The 16,812-nt window shown below is 70.8% G+C and carries 19 protein-coding genes; 6 read left to right on the top strand and 13 right to left on the bottom strand.

Annotated elements, in window-relative coordinates:
• The first annotated feature begins 60 nt into the window (after nucleotides 1-60).
• On the top strand, nucleotides 61-687 hold the full coding sequence (locus tag ACERZO_RS45500; protein WP_160701635.1) for a TetR/AcrR family transcriptional regulator: 627 nt from the start codon (nucleotides 61-63) through the stop codon (nucleotides 685-687).
• 58 nt (nucleotides 688-745) lie between these two features.
• Here ACERZO_RS45500 and ACERZO_RS45505 read toward each other — a convergent pair whose 3' ends face one another.
• Both ACERZO_RS45505 and ACERZO_RS45510 read right to left on the bottom strand, forming a co-directional pair.
• A complete protein-coding gene (locus ACERZO_RS45505; RefSeq protein WP_372672217.1) occupies nucleotides 746-1,657 on the bottom strand; it encodes an alpha/beta fold hydrolase in 912 nt (303 codons plus the stop codon).
• Entirely contained in the window at nucleotides 1,654-2,562 is a 909-nt protein-coding gene (locus tag ACERZO_RS45510; RefSeq protein ID WP_372672218.1) for an AurF N-oxygenase family protein, read from the bottom strand. Before ACERZO_RS45510 ends, ACERZO_RS45505 begins: the two co-directional genes overlap by 4 nt.
• A gap of 55 nt (nucleotides 2,563-2,617) precedes the next feature.
• Between ACERZO_RS45510 and ACERZO_RS45515 the strand changes: the two genes are divergently transcribed.
• A complete protein-coding gene (locus tag ACERZO_RS45515) occupies nucleotides 2,618-3,388 on the top strand; it encodes a TetR/AcrR family transcriptional regulator (protein WP_372672219.1) in 771 nt (256 codons plus the stop codon).
• The gene (locus tag ACERZO_RS45520) at nucleotides 3,385-3,702 is read left to right on the top strand and encodes a DUF4873 domain-containing protein (protein ID WP_372672220.1); all 318 of its coding nucleotides are present in this window, start codon (nucleotides 3,385-3,387) and stop codon (nucleotides 3,700-3,702) included. The genes ACERZO_RS45515 and ACERZO_RS45520 overlap by 4 nt, the downstream gene beginning before the upstream one ends.
• Here the strand turns inward: ACERZO_RS45520 and ACERZO_RS45525 are convergent.
• The 3 genes from ACERZO_RS45525 to ACERZO_RS45535 form a co-directional block, all read right to left on the bottom strand.
• Complete coding sequence (locus ACERZO_RS45525) at nucleotides 3,699-4,148, bottom strand: pyridoxamine 5'-phosphate oxidase family protein (protein WP_372672221.1); 450 nt, start codon at nucleotides 4,146-4,148, stop codon at nucleotides 3,699-3,701. The two genes, ACERZO_RS45520 and ACERZO_RS45525, sit on opposite strands and share 4 nt — an antisense overlap.
• 118 nt (nucleotides 4,149-4,266) lie before the next feature.
• A complete protein-coding gene (locus ACERZO_RS45530; protein WP_013223016.1) occupies nucleotides 4,267-4,497 on the bottom strand; it encodes a DUF3107 domain-containing protein in 231 nt (76 codons plus the stop codon).
• Between the two features lie 119 nt (nucleotides 4,498-4,616).
• Nucleotides 4,617-5,270 carry a ferritin-like fold-containing protein gene (locus ACERZO_RS45535; protein ID WP_372672222.1) on the bottom strand — a complete coding sequence of 218 codons (654 nt, stop codon included), beginning with the start codon at nucleotides 5,268-5,270 and terminating at the stop codon, nucleotides 4,617-4,619.
• A 554-nt stretch (nucleotides 5,271-5,824) separates the two neighbouring features.
• On the opposite strand from ACERZO_RS45535, the gene ACERZO_RS45540 reads away from it, so the two are divergent.
• On the top strand, nucleotides 5,825-7,291 hold the full coding sequence (locus tag ACERZO_RS45540; RefSeq protein WP_372672223.1) for a DEAD/DEAH box helicase: 1,467 nt from the start codon (nucleotides 5,825-5,827) through the stop codon (nucleotides 7,289-7,291).
• 24 nt (nucleotides 7,292-7,315) lie between these two features.
• Nucleotides 7,316-8,653 carry an Rv3212 family protein gene (locus ACERZO_RS45545; protein ID WP_372672224.1) on the top strand — a complete coding sequence of 446 codons (1,338 nt, stop codon included), beginning with the start codon at nucleotides 7,316-7,318 and terminating at the stop codon, nucleotides 8,651-8,653.
• On the opposite strand, the gene ACERZO_RS45550 is transcribed toward ACERZO_RS45545, so the two are convergent.
• From ACERZO_RS45550 to ACERZO_RS45580, 7 genes are all read right to left on the bottom strand, one after another.
• Nucleotides 8,646-9,290: a hypothetical protein gene (locus ACERZO_RS45550; protein ID WP_372672225.1), complete on the bottom strand. Its 645-nt coding sequence runs from the start codon at nucleotides 9,288-9,290 to the stop codon at nucleotides 8,646-8,648. The genes ACERZO_RS45545 and ACERZO_RS45550 overlap by 8 nt on opposite strands.
• 17 nt (nucleotides 9,291-9,307) lie before the next feature.
• A complete protein-coding gene (locus ACERZO_RS45555; protein ID WP_372672291.1) occupies nucleotides 9,308-10,159 on the bottom strand; it encodes a RecB family exonuclease in 852 nt (283 codons plus the stop codon).
• A 67-nt stretch (nucleotides 10,160-10,226) separates the two neighbouring features.
• Entirely contained in the window at nucleotides 10,227-12,689 is a 2,463-nt protein-coding gene (locus ACERZO_RS45560; protein WP_372672226.1) for an alpha-L-rhamnosidase-related protein, read from the bottom strand.
• Nucleotides 12,690-12,814: 125 nt separating this feature from the next.
• Complete coding sequence (locus ACERZO_RS45565; protein WP_372672227.1) at nucleotides 12,815-13,444, bottom strand: MarC family protein; 630 nt, start codon at nucleotides 13,442-13,444, stop codon at nucleotides 12,815-12,817.
• Between the two features lies 1 nt (nucleotide 13,445).
• Nucleotides 13,446-14,309 carry a PHP domain-containing protein gene (locus ACERZO_RS45570; protein ID WP_372672228.1) on the bottom strand — a complete coding sequence of 288 codons (864 nt, stop codon included), beginning with the start codon at nucleotides 14,307-14,309 and terminating at the stop codon, nucleotides 13,446-13,448.
• Nucleotides 14,310-14,362: 53 nt separating this feature from the next.
• A complete protein-coding gene (locus tag ACERZO_RS45575; RefSeq protein WP_072481681.1) occupies nucleotides 14,363-14,923 on the bottom strand; it encodes a PH domain-containing protein in 561 nt (186 codons plus the stop codon).
• 20 nt (nucleotides 14,924-14,943) lie between these two features.
• Nucleotides 14,944-15,108 (bottom strand): hypothetical protein, encoded by a 165-nt coding sequence (locus ACERZO_RS45580; RefSeq protein WP_167379843.1) that lies wholly within the window; start codon nucleotides 15,106-15,108, stop codon nucleotides 14,944-14,946.
• Nucleotides 15,109-15,303: 195 nt separating this feature from the next.
• Here ACERZO_RS45580 and ACERZO_RS45585 point away from each other — a divergent pair, with 195 nt between their 5' ends.
• On the top strand, nucleotides 15,304-15,717 hold the full coding sequence (locus ACERZO_RS45585; RefSeq protein ID WP_372672229.1) for an NUDIX domain-containing protein: 414 nt from the start codon (nucleotides 15,304-15,306) through the stop codon (nucleotides 15,715-15,717).
• Here ACERZO_RS45585 and ACERZO_RS45590 read toward each other — a convergent pair whose 3' ends face one another.
• Nucleotides 15,718-16,812, bottom strand: coding sequence for a DUF2332 domain-containing protein (locus ACERZO_RS45590; RefSeq protein ID WP_372672230.1), 1,095 nt, complete (start codon nucleotides 16,810-16,812; stop codon nucleotides 15,718-15,720). It abuts the gene before it with no gap.

Raw genomic sequence — 16,812 nt, forward strand, 5'->3', positions numbered from 1 at the left:
AGGTCGACTTCACGCGGTGGCGACCCCGCCCGTCGAAGAAGCGATGACGGGAGGACGAGCATGACGGAGATGACGCGGCTGCAGCAACGTGGGGTGCGCCTGCCCCGGACGGAACGGCGGGCCCAGCTCCTCGCGGCGGCGCAGCGGGTCTTCGCCGAGAACGGCTACCACGCCGCCGCGATGGACGAGATCGCCGAAGTGGCCGGTGTCAGCAAGCCGGTGCTCTACCAGCACTTCCCCGGCAAGCTCGACCTGTACATCGCGCTGCTGGAGAGCCACGTCGACGAGCTCGTGAAGCGCGTGCAGAACGCGCTGGACTCGACGACGGAGAACAAGCAGCGCGTCCCGGCCACGGTCGGCGCGTTCTTCGACTTCGTCAGCGAGGACGCGGGCGCGTTCCGGATGGTGTTCGAGTCCGACCTGCGCGGCGAGCCGGCGGTCCAGGAAGCGGTCGACCGAGCGACGTCGGCGAGCGTGGACGCGATCACCGAGACGATCACGGCGGACGCGGGCCTCGACGAGGACAAGGCACGGCTGCTGGCGGTCGGCCTGGTCGGGATGAGCCAGGTCAGCGCGAGGTTCTGGCTGCAGCACCACCAGTCGATGAGCCGCGAAGAGGCCGTCGCCTTGACGGCCAACCTGGCGTGGCGCGGCATCGGCGGCGGCTTCCCGCTCAAGGACGCCTGACCCGGATGACGTGAATGACTCATTCATGTCGTCAGGCGACATGAATGAGTCATTCACGTCACTTCAGCGCGGCCGTCCGAACCAGCGCGGAGATCCGCCGAGCCACCTCAAAGGGCCGTTCCTGCGGCAACATGTGCCCAGCGCCCGGAAACCGCACGAACTCCGCGTGCGGCAGCTCATCGGCGATCACCTTGGCGTGCGCCAGCGGACACAACCGGTCCCGCTCCCCCGCCAGCACCACCGAAGGCACGTCACACAGCGCCCCCAACCCACCGACTCCCCGATGGGCCGCGATCGCGTCCAAGAACATCCCCGCACTCGCCGGATGCGCCGCCAGCAGCTGCTCGACGACGCTGTCCACCTGCGCACGCCCCGGGCGCACCCCGAACACCAGCCGCCGGGCACCCGAGCGGACCATCCCCGGCCGCAGCCGCAGGGTCTCGCTCCGAAGGCCCGCCAAAAGCCGGGCCACCCGCGGCTCGAAGCGCGTCACGCCCCGGCCGACCAGGCCCGGGAAGCCGAGCGTCAGCTTGTCCATGTCGCCGGACGACGTCGCCACGAACGCCGCCCCGGCCAGCCGCTCCCGGACGAGCGAGGGGTGCCGTTCGGCGAGCACCATCAGCGTCATGCCGCCCATCGAGTGCCCGGCCAGGACGAGAGGCCCGGAAGGGACCCGCGAAGCGATCAGCTCGGCGAGGTCGTCGGCCAGCCGCGCGATCGTGGCGCCGCCGGGGCGGGCGTGTGCCGAACCGCCGTGGCCCCGCAGGTCGTAGCGCAGCACGCGCACGCCGGGGTCGAGGTGCGGCAGGACGAAGTCCCACGTCCGGTGGTCCTGCGTCCAGCCGTGCACGAGCACCAGCGTCACCGCCGAGTCGGCCGGCCCGGACTGCGAGACGTGCAGGGCGGCGCCGTCGCTCGTGACGAACCGGTGCTCGATCGAGGGGTCGCGCAGCCGCGACGCGGTGGTCACCGGCCCGCCGGGAGCAGGAACGACTTGCGCCAGAAGTACCTCCCGGGCAGCCCGACCAGGCCGGACTCCTGCAGGAACGGCATGATCTTCTCCCCGGCCCACGCGATCGTGCCCTGCCAGTGCGGGTTGTTCAGCGCAGCTTCGACGCCGTCGCGCGGCCGGATGCCGACCGCCTTGTAGACGTTCGGGTTGATGAACGCCCGCGTCACGAAGTACGAGATCAGCGCGATGATGAACTGCTGGTAGGCGATCTCGGCCTTCGACAGCTTCGCCATGCCGCGCGTGACCTCTTCGCGGGCGAAGGTGACGTGCCGGGCCTCTTCGAGCACGTGGATCCGGTTGACCATCCGGACCAGCGGCTGGACGCCCTCGTCGTTCATCTGCTCGCGCTGCAGCCGGTCCAGGACCTCTTCGGCGACCAGGATGGCGCCGTAGCGGGCCGGCCCGTAGGAGATCGACGGCATCAGCTTCGCCAGCTTCCGCAGCCACGGCACCGGGCCGTACGCGGGGCAGCCGATCCGCGACGCCATCCGCGCGAACATCGTCGAGTGCCGGCACTCGTCGGCGATCTCGGTGAGCGCGAACTGGGCGTGCGCGGACGTCGGGTCCTCTTCGTAGACCTCCTTGAGCAGCATCTGCATCAGCAGGATCTCGAACCACAGCCCGGTCGTCGCGACGCTCGCGACCTCGTGCTTGCCCAGCTCGATGCGCTGCTCCGGGGTCAGCTTGTCCCAGAGTTCGGTGCCGTACAGCGAGGAGCGCTCGTCCAGGATGAAGCGCTTGCCCTCGACCAGCGGCGCCGTCCAGTCGATGTCGACGTCGGGGTCGTAGAACTTGTTCGCCGACGACTTCAGCAGGCGGTCCGCGGTCTTCTCGCGATCCGGTTCCTTCAGCGTCCGCGTCATTGCCGACACCCCTTCCGCAATGTGTAACTTGAGGTAACAGTTACCTGTGCGTAGCATGAGCCCCGTGATCGAACGTGTCAAGCGCTCCGGCAAGCAGCCCAGGTCCTCGTCGCGCGACGAGGAGACGACCGGCGACGCCCGCCGCGACCGCTGGCGCAAGCACCGGATCGCGCGGCGCAAGGAGTTCGTCGAGGCCGCGCTGCGGGCGCTCGACACGCACGGCCCCGACCTCGGCATGGAGGACGTCGCCGCGGAGGCCGGCGTCACGAAACCGGTGCTGTACCGGCACTTCGACGACAAGGCCGACCTCTACGTGGCGCTGGGCCAGCGCGGCACGGAGATCCTGTTCGAGCGCCTGATCCCGGCGATCAACGCCGAGCTCGCGCCGGTCCCGCGGATCCGGATGGCGCTCGACGCGTTCTTCACGGTGATCGAGGAGCACCCGAACCTGTACCGGCTGCTGGCGCACGGACGGCCGGAGAAGCCGGTCTCGTCGGACGTCGTGGCCGAGGACAAGGAACTGATCGCGACGGCGCTGACGGCGCTGCTCGGCGACTACATGCGGATGTTCAACATGGACTCCGGCGCGGCCGAGCCGTGGGCGCACGGCATCGTCGGCATGGTCCAGAACACCGGCGAATGGTGGCTGGACCGCCGGTCGATGGGCCGCGACGCGGTCGTCGAGTACCTGACGCAGATCATCTGGGCGGCGATCGACGGGCTGACCCGCCAGAACGGCGTGGTCATCGACCCGAACCTGCCCTTGGAAGCCAACAAGGTGGTCCAGCTGGGCCGCGCTTCGGAGCCGGTGGAGGAAACGTCATGAGCGAGCACGACGAAGACGGCTACAGCGGCGAGGCGACCCTCGTGGTCGACGGCGTTTCGCTGCCGGTGGCGGTGGAGCTGCGCGGCTACTTCCAGCCGATCGACGGGTTCTACCGCTGGTACGGCCGGGTGGCGGTGAACGAGGAGCTGACCGAGCTGGCCGGCGGCAAGAAGAAGCCGGTGACGATCCAGGCGGGTTCGTACACGGCGGAGGGCGAGCTGTCGGACCCGGACCCGTGGGGCCGGTACCGGATCATGGGCACGAGCACGCCTCCGTTCCACGTGCCCACGACCCTGGAAGAGCTGAACGCCTAGGGCAAGCGGGGTCCCGGCAGCTCGACGCCGGGCAGCAGGCCGTTCGCGATGTCCGTCGCGCGCCACTTCCGCACGGTCAGCCGGACCGCCGTGACCGGCGCGGCCAGGAACGGCGCCGCCTCCGGGACCTTCGCCACGAGCAGCTCGCGCACCCGCGCGTCCTCGTCGGTGCCGACGACCTCGGCCAGGGCCTGGGCCTGCAGGAACGGCTGCATCGGGGAGCCCGTCGAGACGACCACCGACACCACCGGGTTCTCGCGGATCGCGGCCAGCGTCCGGCCCCGGTCCTCGAGGACCAGGTTCAGCGTGAACTCGCCGGTCTCGGCGAAGTAGACCCCGCCGACCCACGGCCCGGTGCTGCCCGAGGTGGCGAGGAACAACGACTTGTGCGCGGAAAGGGTGTTCCGCACGAGGTCCGCGACGGCGGCCTGTTCGAGAGTGGTCACCCGGCGAAGCTAGGCGCCAAAAAAGCGACACTCCAAGCAAAACAGCACAATCCGGTGATTCCCGGGCATGCGAAAGGCCACCCCGGGAACGTCCCGGAGTGGCCTTGGCCGCGATGGGTCAGTCGCCGACGCCGAAGCCGACCTTGCGAACGTCGGACGGGGCGATCTCGACGTACGCGATGCGGTCGGACGGGACGATGTACTTGCGCCCCTTCTCGTCGTTGATGCGGAAGAGCCCGTCACCGGCCGTCAGGGCCTCGGCGACCAGCTTCTCCACCTCTTCGGGAGACTGGCCACTGGACACCACCAGCTCGCGCGGCGTGTCCTTGATGCCGATCTTGACCTCCACGTGGGACCTCCGCTGGAAATTCGTAAGGGATGTGCCGGCCAAGGCTAACCGAACCGGCTCGTTCCGGTGGCGCATGTCCGCGCCCGACCGCGTCGTCACTTCCGGGTACTCCATCGGGTTCAGCCCAGGCCGAGCGCCTGCATGCGCTTCGTGTGCCCCTGTTGCAACCGCCGGAACAGCGCCGCAATTCCGGAGAGGTCACCCGAACCGCCGATGATCAGCTCGGCCAGCCCGTCGCGCTCGGCGACGACGTACTGGGCCTGCGTGAGCGCCTCGCCGAGCAGGCGGCGCCCCCACAGGGCGAGCTTGTCACGGGTCTTGGGATCGGCTTCGATACCGGCCGCGACTTCGCGCTCGGCGAACGCGGAGTGGCCGGTGTCCGCGAGCACGGTGAGCACCAGGTCCTTGGTCTCCGGGTCGAGCCAGCTGGCGATCTCGCGGTAGAGGTCGGCGGCCAGCCCGTCGCCGACGTAGGCCTTGACCAGCGACTCGAGCCACGACTTCGGCGGCGTCGACGCGTGCCAGGCGTCGACCTGCGCCACGAACGGCGTCATCGCGTCTTCGATCTTGACGTCGTGGGCGGCCAGGTGGTCGGCCAGCAGGCCGTAGTGACCGATCTCCGCGGCCGCCATCCGCGCCAGCGCCGCCCGCCCGGCCAGGGTCGGGGCGCTGCGCGCGTCTTCGGCCATCCGGTCGAACGCGGAAAGTTCGAGGTAGGCGATCACACCCAGAAGGTCGACTACGCCTTCTGAGATCTCTTTCGGCTCGGTCACCCGGGCAGGGTATCGCCGAAGCGCCCGGGCGTGCCGCGACGAGACCGATCACACTGGTTCCGGCGCGCCGGGTACTGTCGAAAAACTGCTGACCAGGTACACTGCAGAAGATTGAGAAGCTTCCGTACGCCATACCGGCGTCGGGAAACAGGCAGGTCACGTGGCTTGCCGACGTACTGCAATGTGCGTGCACGCCTCTTCCGGCATTCCCGGGACGGACCGGTTCCGCGCTCCAGATCAGCGCCAGGGACCAGGGTTTACTCCCGGTCGAGTGTCGAGCGGACCCACGGCTGTGCGCGCTGGTCACGAGAGAGGCGATCACCCTGACCGCAGAAATTCCCACAACCGAACAGACCCCCGCCGTCGCGCTGGAACACAGCGAGACCGGCCCGGCCGCGCTCGACACGTCGCACCCGCTGCAGGCGGGCGTCGAGGTCGAGCCCGAAGCCCCGACCTTCGCGTCCTTCGGCGTCAAGCCGGAGATCGTCAAGGCCCTCGGCGAGGCCGGCATCGAGCGGACCTTCGCGATCCAGGCGCTCACGCTGCCGCTCGCGATGGCCGGCGACGACCTCATCGGCCAGGCCCGCACCGGCATGGGCAAGACGCTGGGCTTCGGCGTCCCGCTGCTGCACCGCGTGCAGGTCCCCGGCGACGGCACCCCGCAGGTGCTCGTCGTGGTCCCGACCCGCGAGCTGTGCATCCAGGTCGCGAACGACCTCAAGGGCGCCGGCAAGCACCTCGGCATCCGCACCCTGGCCATCTACGGCGGCCGCCCGTACGAGCCGCAGATCGAGGCGCTCCGCAAGGGCGTCGACGTCGTGATCGGCACCCCGGGCCGGCTCCTCGACCTGGCCGAGCAGCAGCACCTGGTGCTGGGCAAGGTCCGCGGGCTCGTGCTGGACGAGGCCGACGAGATGCTCGACCTGGGCTTCCTGCCCGACATCGAGCGCATCCTGCGGATGGTGCCGGACGAGCGGCAGACGATGCTGTTCTCGGCCACCATGCCCGGCCCGATCATCACGCTGGCCCGCACCTTCCTGCGCCAGCCGACGCACATCCGCGCCGAAGAGAACGACGCGAGCGCGATCCACGAGCGCACCACCCAGTTCGTCTACCGGGCGCACTCGATGGACAAGCCCGAGGTCATCGCCCGGATCCTGCAGGCGGCCGACCGCGGTCTCACCATGATCTTCAGCCGCACCAAGCGCACCGCGCAGAAGGTGGCCGACGACCTGGTCGAGCGCGGTTTCGCGGCCGCCGCCGTGCACGGCGACCTGGGCCAGGGCGCCCGCGAGCAGGCGCTGCGCGCGTTCCGCTCCGGCAAGGTCGACGTGCTGGTCGCGACCGACGTCGCGGCCCGCGGCATCGACATCGACGACGTCACGCACGTGATCAACTACCAGTGCCCGGACGACGAGAAGACCTACGTCCACCGCATCGGCCGCACCGGCCGCGCGGGCCGGACCGGCGTCGCCGTCACCCTCGTCGACTGGGACGAAGAGCCGCGCTGGAAGCTGATTTCGGACACCCTGGGCCTCGACAAGCCGGAGCCGGTGGAGACGTACTCGTCGTCGCCGCACCTGTACGCCGACCTGGGCATCCCCGAGGGCACGACCGGCCGCCTGCCGCTGGGCAAGCGCACCCGCGCCGGCCTGGGCGCCGAGGTGGAAGAAGACCTGGGCGGCAAGCGCCGCGGCCCGCGTGGCCGGGGCAAGGCCGCCGACGACGCTGCGGAAGAGGCGCCGCGCAAGCGCGCCCGGAGCCCGCGCAAGCGGACCCGCGGTGGTTCGCGCGCCGCCGAGGCGATCGAGGCCGCGGACAACGCCGCCGCTTCTTCGGACGACGCTCCTGCCCCGTCGGAGGGCCGCACCCGGACGCGTCGCCGCACCCGCGGCACCGCGCCGGAGACGACCGGTCCCGCGGTCGAGAAGGAAGCCGGCGAGAACGCCGAGCGGCCGGCTCGGCGGCGCCGCCGTCGCCGTCCCGCCGCGACGTCTGATACACCTGCGTCGGCAGACTGAGGCCTACGCACGGGGGTCGGGTAAGTGAGCGAAGACGAGAAGGCGCCCGAAAGCGCGCCCGAAGCGGTCGCTGAAGCACCGGCCCCCGAGTACGGCGCCGAGGACGTCCTGGAGGACGTTCCGGCCGCCGAGCCCGCCCCGCGGGTCAAGGCACGGCGATCGCCGTGGAACCGCGGGCGGGACCGGGTGATCGCGGCGCTGATCGCGGTCGCCGTGGTCGCCGTCGCGCTGGTCATCGGCGTGACGAGCGACAGCGCGGCCACCGACCGGACCGAGGCGGCGCCGCCCCCGCCGTTGCCCGCGGCACCGGACAAGGTGCCCGGCTCGCTGACCGAGATCTGGAGCGCCCGCAGCGGCGCGACGCCGGTCCCGGTGGTGGCGGGCGACACGGTGGCGACGGCCGACGGCGGCGAGGTCGACGCGCGCGACCCGCTGACCGGCCAGATCCGCTGGCACTACACACGCGACCTCCCGCTGTGCACGGTGAACGAGACGTGGGGGCGGCTGAACACCGTCTTCTCGAAGTCTTCGGGCTGCAGCGAGGTCACGCAGCTGGACCCGGGCACGGGCCGGATCACGGCGCAGCGCAACGGCAACGCCGAGCTGGGCACGCAGCTGGTCAGCGACGGCTCGCACGTGACCGCGACGGGCAAGAAGCTCCTGACGACGTGGCGCGACGACTTGGTGCAGAGCGCCGAGTACGGCCAGGTCCCGGCGCTGGTCAACGCGGGCAAGCAGCCGCGCACGGGCTGCACGTACGGCACGGTCGCGGCGGCGTCGGGCAAGGTCGGCGTGATCGAGCGCTGCCCGGGCGACCCGGCGGACCGGTTGACGGTCTACAAGGCGGCCCCGGAGAAGGACGACGAGCCGCAGGTGGCGTTCAGCAGCGTGCTGGCGGGCAAGCGCGCGCGGGTGATCGCGATGTCGGGCGACCTGGCGGCGGTGGTGTTGCCGGACCAGAAGCTCCTGGTGGTCTACAACGGCGACGGTTCCCAGCGTGCGGCGTACCCGCTGGACGTGCCGGCTTCGGACCTGGCGCAGGACCCACCGGCGGGGGTCGAGGCGACGACCCAGACCACGCAGAACGTGTACTGGTTCAGCGGGTCGAAGGTGGTGGCGCTGTCCCGTGACGATTTGTCGCCGCGGTGGACGTTGAGCAGCGCTTCCGGGCCGGGGATCGTGTTCGCGTCGCAGCTGGTGGTGCCGATCAAGGGCGGGCTGGCGGTGCTGAACGAGAACGACGGGTCGACGATCCGGACGGTCGGGGTGGACCGGCGGGGTTACGCCGGAGTGGTCCGGCTCGGTGCGGCGGGTCCGGTGCTCCTGGAGGAGCGCGGCGGAACGCTGACGGCGCTCAAGTAAGCCAGAAGAGGGTCAGCGCCGAGACGGCGAAGAGCACGACGGCGAGACCCGCGCCCGCGGCTGTGGCGCCGTTGCGGCGATCGGCGACCCGCTGGGCGAACAGGGCGAGCGCGGCGGCGATGGGGTGGCCGATGAGAAGCGCGGGTCCCGGGCCGGGAGCGCCGGTGTAGAGATCGATGCCGGCGACGGCGAAGACCCCGATGGCCAGGACGGTGAGGCCGGCGGCGAGGGAGCCGGTGAACCCGCGCCACCAGCGGCCCCGCGCTTTGGCGGGCGGGGCGGGTTCTTCGGCGGCATCGGCATCGGCGGGCTCGATCCGCTCGGGGTCGACGCGTTCTTGAGGAACGGTCTGCGCCTCGGCGGCGGAGGGTTCCGTGGCGAGCGGCTCGGTCTCCTGCGCCTCGGCAGCAGCCGGCTCGGCCCGCTCCCGCGCCCCGGCAGCGGCAGGCTGAGCGGCGAGCGGCTCGGTCGGCTGCGCCCCGGCGGCATCGACTCCGGCGGCTGCAGGTCCAGGCCGCCTCGGTGCCTCGGCGCCGGTGGCCAGCGGCTCGGTCTGCTGCTCCCCAGCCGCACCTTGCCCCCGGTCCGGCCTGCCAGCCGCCCCGGTCTGCAACTCGTCCGTGTCCGGTGAAGCCAACCTCTTCCTCTCCCCTGTCAAGGCGCGAGCAGGTCCCACGGCTGCGCCTGCGGGGCGGCTTCCTGCCCCGCCGCGCAGCTCGGCCTGAAGTCGCACCAGGCGCAACGGCGGTCCGGGCGGGGCGGGAACAGCACGTCCGCGTCGCCGCCCGCGTCCAGGGTATCCGTGGCCAGCCTCAGGTCCGCGGCGGTCTCGCCCGCGCGTTGCAGGTGCCTCTGCAGGCTCTCCGGCGTGTGCTCGGCCGCCGCGATCGTGCCCGTCGGGAGGTGGTGCAGCTCGACCGTCGTGCACGGCATCCGCAGCGTCCGCGCCCCCGCCACCGCGTACAACGCCAGCGCCTGCGACGCGCGCGCCTCGTACTCGTCCGGTGGCCGCCGGCCCGTCTTGTAGTCGACGATCACCAACGACCCGTCCCGCGCGTCGATCCGGTCCGCGCGGCCCTCGATGATCATCGACGGCTTCTCCCCCGGCGACGGGCTCACCGGCGCCGACACCCATCGCTCCAGCCCGACCGGGTCGTGCGTGACGTCGTTGTCCTCGACGTACTCCGCCACCCAACCCTTCGCGCGCGCCCGGTAGCGGGCCGCCTGCTCTTCGGTCTCGAAGCCCGCGTCCTTCCAGAACTCCGCCACCAGCGCCACCGCCCGCTGCGGCACCCGCTTGAGCACCGGCAGGTCGAACAGCGCCCGCAGCGCGTTGTGCACCACCGCGCCCAGCGTGCTGTGCGCCCACGGCCCGGTGCGCTGCGGGGTCGGCCGTTCGAGGTACGCGAGCCGGTACCGGCGCGGGCAGTCGTCGAAGGTGGCCAGCCGCGCCGGCGACACCTTCGTGAGCCGCACCGGTTGCGCGACGCCGAAGTCGAACCCCATCTGCTCCTTCACGGGTGCCACGCTACGCACCACCACCGACACTTTCCGCGCGGCACCCGGAAGGCAGCTACCGCACGACCAAGACCGTGTGCGTACCACCGGAAACAGCCAGGGAACCACCGGCACGCAGTGGACGGCCGTCCAGCAGAACCAGCCGGCCCGACGGGACCACCAGCGAACCCGAAGTCCCGCGAGGAGCCGTGACGGTCAACGAGAACACCGAACCCTGCTGAGACCACGAAGCCGACAGCGCACCCCGAGGCGTCGGCACCGCTCCGCGCGCCCACGAAACCGAACCCGGATGCGGCGCAACCGTCCACGTCGCGAAGCCCGGCGAAGCCGGCGACACGCCCAGCAGCTCGTTCGTCAACGCCGGCACGACACCGGTCGACCAGCCGTGCGCTGCCGACGTGTACCCCTGCTCGTAGTGCGAACCGCCCTCACCGATGCCTTCCCACGCCGTGATGCCCGGGTCGTGCGAAGCCATCCAGCCGTACATCCGCTTGATCTGGTCGATCGCCGAGTCCGGCTGCCCGCTCCGGAACCGCGCCTGCAGCTCGGGGAACGACGTGAACGCGTACACGCGCTTCGTGCCGTCGGAGACGAGAGTGTCGTTGTCCATGAACGGGTTCCCGTACGGCAACGCACCCGCCGCGAGCCGCGCCAACGCCGAAGTGGCCTGCGAAGGCGAAGCGATACCAGCCAAAATGGCCTGGCTGTTGCCGTCCTGGCCGTGCCGCACCGCGCCCGTCCCGGAGTCGAGGTACGCGCCCGCCGCGGGGTCCCACAAGTAGGTGTTCACGGCCGAAGCGACACCGGCAGCGCGCGCGAGCCACCGATCGGCGTCGCCAGGATGCCCGGTCGCCCGCGCCAGACCCGCCGCGCCCTGAAGCGCTCGGACGTACAACGCGTTGTAGTACGTCACTTCGCCTGTACGCGGCAGGAAAGCGTAGTCGCCGTAGCCGCCGGTGCCGTTGAGCCCCTTCGCGAGCAACCCGCGCGAATCGGTGACCGACGGGTACCACGAGTCGAGCGTCTTCACGAGGTGCGAGTAGTACGAAGCCGCGTACGCGGTGTCGCCCGTGTAGAGCACGTAGTCCCAGCTCGACGTCACCCACCAGAGCGGATAGTCGAACAACGGCAGCGTGTAGTTGTTGATCGACGCGGGCGGGATCCAGCCGTCCGCCCGCTGGTGGTCGGCGAGGTCGGCGAGCACATTGCGCGCCGCCGTGCCGTCCTGGTGCGTCAGGTACTCGGTCAGCCCGGACATCGCGACGTCGCCGACGTACGGGTCCCGGTCGCGCTTCGCGCCGTCGTGCAGCACCAGTTTCCCGTCCAGCGACGGCGAGAACGCGCCGCGCGGGTCCACATCGGACTCGCGGAACGTGTCCATGCCCAGCTCATTGGTGTACGAAGCCGCGTACCAGTAGCGGTTCAACGCGTCATCGGACGACTCGAACCAGCCGCGGTAGGTGTCCGGCGTGCCGAGGAACGGCGTGAAGTCGAGCGAGACGCCGTTGATCCGCACCTCGCCGGACGGCTGGGCGAGCGGCGCGTCCGAGGCCAGCGCGTCGAGGCTGATCCGCAGGTAGCGGAAGCCGTGCAGGCCGTCCGCACAGATTTGCGTCCCGCTCAGGCAACCCTTCGTGTCCTTCCAGACGGTCGGCCCGGCGGGCACGGCGTACTGGTCGCTGCCCGGCCCGCCGGAGAAGTCCGAACGCGTGAAGTCGGAGCGTTCGCCCAGGTACTGCTGGGTTTCCGAGAACGACAACCGGACGCCGGGGTGGTTCGCCGACGCTCCCGCGAAGGAGATCTTCGGGTAGCCGGCGACGACCTTGCCGAAGTCCACCACCGCGACCGGCACCGGCGGGTCGGCGACCAGGCCGGGCCAGACCTCGGTGACGCGGCTGAACTCGCCGGACGGCGTGTTCTGGTCCTTCGTGACGGTGATCCGGACCTGCGTGGTCGTCACCGGCCGGTCGAACTGCACCGCCCGCTGGAGCGCGGTGTTGCCGGTGACCGTGGCCGCGGTCCGCCACGCGCCCGCGTCCAGCACCTCGACGGTGTAGTCCTGCGGCACACCGTCCACACTGGACAGCAGGGTGACGCCGGGCAGCGTGACCGGCGCGGCCGAGGTGATGGTCAGGACGTCCGGGTAGGCGCCGATCGTGTCGTCGTTCCAGAACGTCTCGTTGTTGCCGTCGACGGCGTTGCCGGGGCCGTAGGTCCGCGGCTGGCCGTTCCCGCCGTTGTTCGGCGCGTGGAACGACGACGCGGCCGCGGTCGTCCCCGCTGCCCAGGCCGGCTTGGGCGGCGGCGCCTGCCGCTTGAACGTCGTGACCCCCTTTCCGAGCAGGCCGTCCGGGTTCGTGACGTCGCCGGTCGTGGACAGCACCTTCACCGGCCGGACGTCGCGCGATGCCGGCGCGACGACGTACTTCTGCCAGCTCGGCGCGGCGTCGGCGGGCGCGGCGACCACGCCGCTCGCCACCAGCACCGTCACCGGCAGGACTGCTCTGAGCCACTTCATCGAGGCCTCCGCAAGGCGTTTGAATCGTTTCAACCGCTGAGCTGAGGTTCAGGCTGCGCGAGTGGTGCCAACGATGTCAACGAACGCGGGCGTTCCTGTCCGGCAGGACAACCCGAAAGGCGGGGTCAGCTGCCGCCGGCGATGAAGCCGCGCACGGAGTTCGCGACCAGCTCGACGGCGATGGCCGCGAGCAGCAGGCCGGCCACCTTGGCCAGCAGCGTGATGCCGCTTTCCTTGATCAGCCGGATGACGACGCCGGAGTAGCGCATGCAGATGTAGATCACGAAGTGCGTCATGACGATGGCCAGCGCCAGCGCGATGTACGCGCCGATGTGGCCGTCGGCCTGGCGGACGAACACGATGGTCGCGGCGATCGCGCCCGGGCCGGCCAGCAGCGGCGTGCCGAGCGGGACGAGCGCGACGTTGACGTCCTCCGCGGCCGCCTCGGGTTCGTGGCCGCTGCCGGTGAGCAGCTGCAGTGCGATGAGCAGGAGCAGCAGGCCGCCGGCGCCCTGCAGCGCCGGGATGCCGATGCCGAGGTAGGCGAGGATCGCCTGGCCGGCGACCGCGAACAGGCTGATGACCAGCAGCGACACGAGGACCGCCTGCCGCGCGGCGCGGGCGCGGACGGCCATCGGCTTGCGGCCGACCAGGCTCAGGAACACCGGCACCGTGCCGGGCGGGTCCATGATGACGATCAGGGTGATCGTCGCGCTCATGAAGAGCTTCGCGTCGAAGACGTCGGCGATCGCCATGTCAGCCCTTCACGACCTGGAACCCCGTCGCCCGCGAAACGAGTTCTTCGAGCTGCCCGGGGTCGGTGGTGCACTCGCCGAGCGCGATCGTCTTGTTGGTGCCGTGGTAGTCGCTCGACCCGGTGACGAGCAGGCCCAGCTCGCCGGCCAGCGCGCGGGTGCGGGCCCGCGTCGGCGTGTCGTGGTTCGGGTGGTCGGCTTCGACGCCGGTGAGGCCGTGCTCGGCCAGGCCGGCGAGGGTGTCCTCGCTGATCGTGGCGCCGCGGCTGAAGGCGAAGGGGTGCGCGATGACCGTGACGCCGCCGGCCGCGGCGATCATGTCGATGGCTTCCTCGACCGGGGTGTCCCGGCGGGCGACGTAGTAGCCGCGGCGCGGGCTGAGGTAGTCGGCGAAGGCCTCGTCGACGGACTTGACCAGCCCGGCGCGGACCAGCGCCTGGGCCAGGTGCGGGCGCCCGGGCGGGGAGTCCTCGGGCAGCAGGCCGAAGATCTCGTCGGCGTCGACCGGCAGGCCGTCGGCAGCCATCCGCTCGGCCATCCGGCGCAGCCGCGTGCGGCGCTCGACGCGCAGCCGGGTCTGCTCGGTGACGACCGGCTCCGACGTCGGGTCGAAGAGGTAGGCGAGCAGGTGGACGCTGATCTGGCGCCCGGTTTCGGGATCGATCGACACCGTGGAGAGCTCGGCGCCGGGGACGAGGGTCAGCCCCGGCGGAATGGCCTCGGTGGCGGGCGCCCAGCCCGCGGTGGTGTCGTGGTCGGTGATGGCGACGACGTCGAGCCCGGCTCTCGCCGCGGCGGCGACGAGACCGGCCGGCGTGTCGGTGCCGTCGGAAGCGGTGGAGTGGGCGTGCAGGTCGATGCGCATCGGGTCCATTGTCGACGATGCGCTGGGTCACACGCCCGGCGGGATGAGGCTTGTCAGCCGACCGGCTTCTTTCCCCGGGCCGCCCGCTGGGCCTTGATCATGGAGAAGCGCTCGGCCTGCTTCTGCTTGTCGCCGAAGACCAGCTCCGAGATCGTGTCGTAGAACTCTTCGGGCCGCGGCAGGTAGTCGATCCGGTTCAGCGCCTGGATCTGACCGGCGGACTCGACGACCATCGTGCCGTAGCCCATCATGCGGCCGGTGGCGGTGCGCACGTAGCTGAGGTCGGTGACCTTGCTGATCGGCATCATCAGCACCTTGGTGGTGAACACCCCGGTGGTCATGACGAACCGCTTGTCGGTGACCACCAGCCGTTCGACCCACCACTCCATCACCTGGTAGGCGAACCGCAGCACGACGAGCAGCGCCACGTACCAGAGGATGTTCTGGCCGATGTAAAGCGCCGGTGGCAGCAGGTAGGACACCAGGACGCAGACGGCCAGCAGCGCGGCCGCCTCGAAGGTGTCCCACAGCAGCACCGCCCAGTGGCGGCGGATCCGGATGACCCGCCGCTCGGTGTCGAGGAGGTACTCGTCGGGGTCGCGTGGCGCGAACATGGTTCGAGGGTAGCCCCCGATCAGCCCTTGAACACGTTGCTGACGAAGGTGATCACCGATTCGGCCGAGCTGCGCAGGAAGTCGACGATGTTGCCGACAAGGCCCGCGGCCTGACCCGGCTGGGCAATGACGAAGAACAGCACCAACGCGATACCGGCGAGGCCCGCAATCTTCTTCACGTTCACCGCGATCAAATCCCGTCTCTTACGGTGACACCGGACAACAGCAAAAATCCTGACTTTTTACGTTGTACCGCACTGAACAGGCGCTGGGGAGGTAAGTCCCGCGCTTGGGTCAGCACGCGGTCCGAAGTGTACCGTACGGCTACTCTCCGTGTACAGGACATCCGTTTTCAGTTCGGTCACGTCTACCCTTCGGGCATGGACAGCCCCACCGGCACCACAATCCGCTGCGTAGGCGGCATCGCGTACGACGCACGCGGCCGTTTGCTGCTCATCCGCCGCCGGAACGACCCCGGTTCGGGGCAGTGGTCGCTGCCGGGTGGCCGAGTGAAACCGGGCGAAACAGACAAAAAGGCAGTCATTCGGGAGCTCTTCGAGGAGACCGGGCTCGACGTGATTCCCGGCACACTGGTGGGGTCGGTGACCAGGGGCCCCTACGAAATCTTCGACTACGGGTGCGAGGTCGCCGGCGGGACGCTCACGGCGGGTGACGACGCGACGGACGTCCGTTGGTCCGATGCGGCAGACCTGAAAGCCCTCGAGGCGGCGGGGGAGCTGGTGGATCTCCTGTACGTGACGCTCCGCGACTGGAAAGCGCTCCCCCGCGCCTGACTACAGCGGCAACCAGGTCATCCGCTGCCCGTGGGGCGCGGTCCGGGCCAAGGCGTGCGCTTCCGCCTTCCCGTCTTCCCACCGCACGACGCCCAAAGTCGCGAGGCCGTCGGCCCCGGAGAGGTCCGAACGCCCCGGCAGCACCGTCTCGAGCCCGGCGCCGTAGAACTCCTCCGAAACCCACCACAACGGCCGCGAAGCCGCCAGCGAAGCGAGCCCGTCGACGAACGCCGCCCGGCGGTCCTCCGGGAAGTACGCCAGCGCGTGGCTAGTCACCACCACCAGCGGCCCCTCCAGCGTCGCGGCCGCCGAGGCCAGGTCGTCCACGCCGTCGCCCTCGATCAGCCGGGGGCGGTGCTTCGCCTGCTCCGCCGCCGCCGTGCGCAGGAGCCGGATGCGGTCCGGCTGGTCGGCCCAGACGCACGCCTCCAGCCACGCCAGCTCGTCCTCGTCCGAGAGGTCCACCGGCGCCCGGTCCAGGCCCGCCCGGTCCAGCAGAGCGAGCTTCTTCGGCAGCTTGGGCGCCACTGCGCCCGGCGCCAGGTCCAACGCGCAGTGCAGGCCGACCGCGGACTTCGCCGGGCCCGCCGTCAGCTGCTCGCCGCCGTCGCACTGGTAGCGGTAGCCGAAGCGGTCCAGACCCAGCAGCAACCCCGCGCTGCAGCCGACCTCCAGCAAGGACACCTTGCCGCCCGCTTCGCGAGCCGCCCGCGCCACGCCCGGGTACAGCAGAGCCGCGCGGCGGACCTCGTTCGTCTGCGTGTACCGCGACGAAATCAGCGCGCGCGCCTTCTCGGCCCGCTCCAGCAGGAACGACCGGAACAGCGGCCAGGTCTCCGAATCGACGCCGTCGAAGCCGCCCAGCGACGGGTAGTACCGCGACAGCGGGTGGATCGGGTCGGCCTGCACCAGCCGGTGCGCGGTCGCCATCAGCAGCGTCGCCCGCACCTCGCCGTCCCGCGCCGACGTCAGCAGGCCCGCCACGTCGTCGTCGGAAGCCGCCTGCAGCGCCAGGTGCTCGTACAGCGGCGACACCCCGCGCGCTTCGACTTCCGCGAACGTGCGCAGTACGCCCTTGATCCCGTCCAAGTCCAT

The organism is Amycolatopsis kentuckyensis, from assembly GCF_041679295.1.
Classification (GTDB): Bacteria; Actinomycetota; Actinomycetes; order Mycobacteriales; family Pseudonocardiaceae; genus Amycolatopsis; species Amycolatopsis kentuckyensis_A.

Bases quoted from the DNA above. Each gene is read 5' to 3' on its own strand.
- ACERZO_RS45520 (WP_372672220.1), top strand. From the start codon at position 3,385: ATGAGCGAGCACGACGAAGACGGCTACAGCGGCGAGGCGACCCTCGTG.
- ACERZO_RS45540 (WP_372672223.1), top strand. From the start codon at position 5,825: ATGGCCGGCGACGACCTCATCGGCCAGGCCCGCACCGGCATGGGCAAG.
- ACERZO_RS45565 (WP_372672227.1), bottom strand. From the start codon at position 13,444: ATGGCGATCGCCGACGTCTTCGACGCGAAGCTCTTCATGAGCGCGACG.
- ACERZO_RS45500 (WP_160701635.1), top strand. From the start codon at position 61: ATGACGGAGATGACGCGGCTGCAGCAACGTGGGGTGCGCCTGCCCCGG.
- ACERZO_RS45590 (WP_372672230.1), bottom strand. From the start codon at position 16,812: ATGGACTTGGACGGGATCAAGGGCGTACTGCGCACGTTCGCGGAAGTC.
- ACERZO_RS45570 (WP_372672228.1), bottom strand. From the start codon at position 14,309: ATGCGCATCGACCTGCACGCCCACTCCACCGCTTCCGACGGCACCGAC.
- ACERZO_RS45510 (WP_372672218.1), bottom strand. From the start codon at position 2,562: ATGACGCGGACGCTGAAGGAACCGGATCGCGAGAAGACCGCGGACCGC.
- ACERZO_RS45575 (WP_072481681.1), bottom strand. From the start codon at position 14,923: ATGTTCGCGCCACGCGACCCCGACGAGTACCTCCTCGACACCGAGCGG.
- ACERZO_RS45515 (WP_372672219.1), top strand. From the start codon at position 2,618: ATGAGCCCCGTGATCGAACGTGTCAAGCGCTCCGGCAAGCAGCCCAGG.
- ACERZO_RS45555 (WP_372672291.1), bottom strand. From the start codon at position 10,159: ATGGGGTTCGACTTCGGCGTCGCGCAACCGGTGCGGCTCACGAAGGTG.
- ACERZO_RS45560 (WP_372672226.1), bottom strand. From the start codon at position 12,689: ATGAAGTGGCTCAGAGCAGTCCTGCCGGTGACGGTGCTGGTGGCGAGC.
- ACERZO_RS45585 (WP_372672229.1), top strand. From the start codon at position 15,304: ATGGACAGCCCCACCGGCACCACAATCCGCTGCGTAGGCGGCATCGCG.